This is a genomic window from Actinosynnema sp., assembly GCF_052038725.1.
Window position 1 is genome coordinate 1 of record NZ_JBQGCX010001233.1, and the last position, 3,054, is coordinate 3,054.

A 3,054-nucleotide genomic window follows, 5' to 3' on the forward strand; every position below is an offset into this window, starting at 1 on the left:
CAGCAGCACCTCGGGGTCCAGCCTCGACCGGGCGGGCGTGGCGCGCGTCAGGGCGAGCAGGTCGTCGATGGTCCGCTCCAACCGGTCCGCCGCCTCCACCCCGGTGCGGAGCGCGGGCCGCAGGTCGGCTTCCGGGGCGTCGAGCGCAGACTCCAGGTGCAGGCGCAGCCCGGCGACGGGCGTGCGCAGCTGGTGCGAGGCCCGTGAGGTGAACGACCGCTCCCGGCGCAGGCTCTCCCCGAGCCTGCGGGCCGTGGACTCCAGCGCGGTGGCGACCTGGTCGATCTCCGCGACGCTGCTGCGAGCGGGGCGGATGGTGAAATCACCGTCACCGAGGTCGTGCGCCAGCACCGACAGCTCTTCCAGCGGCCGGGCGAGCCTGGCCGCCATCCGCTTGGCGACGAGCCACGTCAGCGCGATCGCGAAGGCACCGCTGACCAGCATACCGGCCCAGACGACCATGGTCCGGCCGATCACCTCACCGGGTGGCGCGGCGGCGCGCACCACGGCCGTGACCTCGCCCTCGTCGGTGACGGGCACGGCCACCACCATGCCGTCGGAGTCGGCGACGTGCGCGGACTCGGCGGCCCGCCGGGCGAGCGCGTCCTCGGCCGGTCCCTCACCGGACAGCAACCGCCCCTGCGCGGAGTAGACGCCGATGGTCGCGGCGGGATCGCTGCCCGAGCCGACGGGCGGCACGAGGCGGTCCGGGTCGTCGGCGAGCGACAGCGCGACCCGCGACGCGGCACGCTCCAGCTCGGCGCGCTCGTTGTCCAGGTTGTACTGGGCGACGCCGAGCGCCAGCGGCAGCCCGAACAGCACGGTGGCCAGCACCGCGGTCGACACCGCGAGCGCGACGAGGTGCTTGCGCAGCAACCCGACCCGCTTCGCGACGGGCACGTCGACCAGGGCGGAACCGTCCCCCGCGCGTGAGCTCGGAAGATCCTCCCCGCCGGACCGGGACTGCCCGCCCAGGGGTGGGTGGTGAGCGGTCACGGCCGCCTCAGCCCACGACCGCGACGGCGGACGGGCCGATGACCCGTCCGGCGGCTGGCCGCCGCCGAACGCGCCGGGCGACCGGTAGCACGCCGTGATCACCCCAGCGCCCACCGAACCCTCGCGAGCCGCACCGCGACCCCACCGCGACGGGTGGCGAAGCAGGCGTGACCTGCGACTGGTGGTGCGGGTGCCGGGGTGCCCGGCCCGGTGGCGGCGTGCTCATGCCCATCAGTTTTCCAGCACAACCACCAAGAGGCGCACAAAAGGGGTAAATCGCCACTTCACGATCACACGCGGTCACTGGCACTTCACAGTCAGCGCGCCACAACCGCGCACCACGGGCTCCCGAAGCACCCTGAGAACCCCAAGCGCCGATCAGCCTCGACAGACCTCACGGGCCCTCATGGGGCCAGAGCCGGGACCAGGGGCAACCGCGAAACCGTCCGTACCACCACACCACGTCGCACCACAGCACCACGCCACACCGGCCGCACCACCGGACCGGACCTGACGACCGCACCACCGCACCACAAAACGGGCCTGATCACAGTGTGCGGGGTCGCCGTGCCGGCGGGGCGAACCCGCACCTTCCCCGATGGGGCGAACTTCACGAGCACCACCGGCGGTGCGGGATTCCCGAGGTCGGCGCCGGTAGGCTCGAAGGCGACCGGAGGTCAGCTCGCGGCCAGCTCCGGCAGCTGTCGCGCGACCTCACTCGGCGCGGGCATCCCCGCGATCTCCTCGGCGATCGCCCGCGCGGCTTCCCGGTGTCCGGCCCCGTCCTTGGGCGACAGCAGCTTGCGCACGCTCGCGGTGATCGCCTCGGCCGTCACCTGCTCGCCGCGCAGCGCTACGCCCGCGCCCGCGGCGCTGACCGCGTCGGCGTTGCTGAACTGGTCCGCCCCCTGCGGCAGGAACAGCTGCGGCACGCCCGTGGCCAGCGAGGCCAGCGTGGTGCCGCTGCCCCCGTGGTGCACGACGACCGAGGCGTGCGGCAGCAGCGCGCCCTGGGACACCCACTCGTGCGCCGTGACGCCCTCGGGCAGCGGGCCGAGCTCCTGCGGGTGCACCCGCCCGGTCGACACCACGACCTGCGCGCCCACCCCGGCGAGCGCCCGCACGGCGGTGCTGAGCAGGCCGGCGGTGGCGAACGCGGTGCCGAGGGTGAGGTACACCAGCGGCTTCGACGCGTCCCGCTCGGGAACCGCGCCCGGTTCCGGCAGCGCCACCGGGCGCAGTTCCACGCGCCGTTCGCTCGCCATGAACTCCTTGTCCTGCAAGGACGGCGGGCAGACGTCCAGGTGCGGCCTCCCGGTGCCGAACGGCCGGTCGAACCCGATGCCCTCGTCGAACATGCGGCCGAACCCGTGCCACAGCGCGGGGATGCCCGCGCGCTCGGCGGCGACCGCCGCGCCGGGCACCCCCCAGCCGTGCACGACCAGGTCGGGCTCCAGGCGGGCGAGCTCCGGTTCCAGGTCCTCCGGGTACAGCTCGTAGAAGGCGTCGGCGGGCCGGAACGGTCGCAGGTCCTGCGCCGCCAGCGCCGCGTGCACGCCCTCCCCCGCCGCGAAGTGGACTTCGTGACCGGCCTCTCGGATTGCGACGGCCAGGGGGATCATCGGGAAGGTGTGACCGGGAGACGCCAGGGCGGCGAAGAGCACGCGCATGGCGAGACCCTACTCACCACGCCACGGGCAGCTCCCGCAGACCTCCGACGAGCAGGCCCTCCACCCGGCGCAGCCCGCTCACCGGAACGGCCAGCCGCAGACCTGGCAGACGGCGCAGCAGCGCGGTCAGCGCGGCCTGCAGCTCGGTGCGGGCGAGCGCCTGCCCGAGGCAGGAGTGCGCCCCGGCGCCGAAGGACAGGTGCGGGGTGGGGGTTCGGCCCAGGTCCATCTCCCCGGCGCGCTCGAACGCCTCGTCGTCGCGGTTCGCCGAGGCCATGCTGCACACCACCGTCGTGCCCGCGGGCAGCACGGTCCCGGCCACGGCCAGCTCGGCGTCGAGGTAGCGCACCATGCCGAAACCGGGGTTCGGGTCCAGCCGCAGCGCCTC

At 74.4% G+C, this 3,054-nt stretch carries 3 protein-coding genes; all 3 read right to left on the bottom strand.

Going from position 1 to position 3,054, the window contains the following annotated elements; translation table 11 throughout:
* The coding region (locus ACTUAL_RS25950; RefSeq protein ID WP_440902086.1) for a histidine kinase dimerization/phospho-acceptor domain-containing protein at positions 1-900 on the bottom strand (900 nt) is incomplete at its 3' end.
* 773 nt (positions 901-1,673) lie between these two features.
* Complete coding sequence (locus ACTUAL_RS25955; RefSeq protein ID WP_440902087.1) at positions 1,674-2,666, bottom strand: glycosyltransferase; 993 nt, start codon at positions 2,664-2,666, stop codon at positions 1,674-1,676.
* Positions 2,667-2,679: 13 nt separating this feature from the next.
* A partial coding sequence (locus ACTUAL_RS25960; protein ID WP_440902088.1) for a cytochrome P450 occupies positions 2,680-3,054 on the bottom strand: 375 nt, incomplete at its 5' end.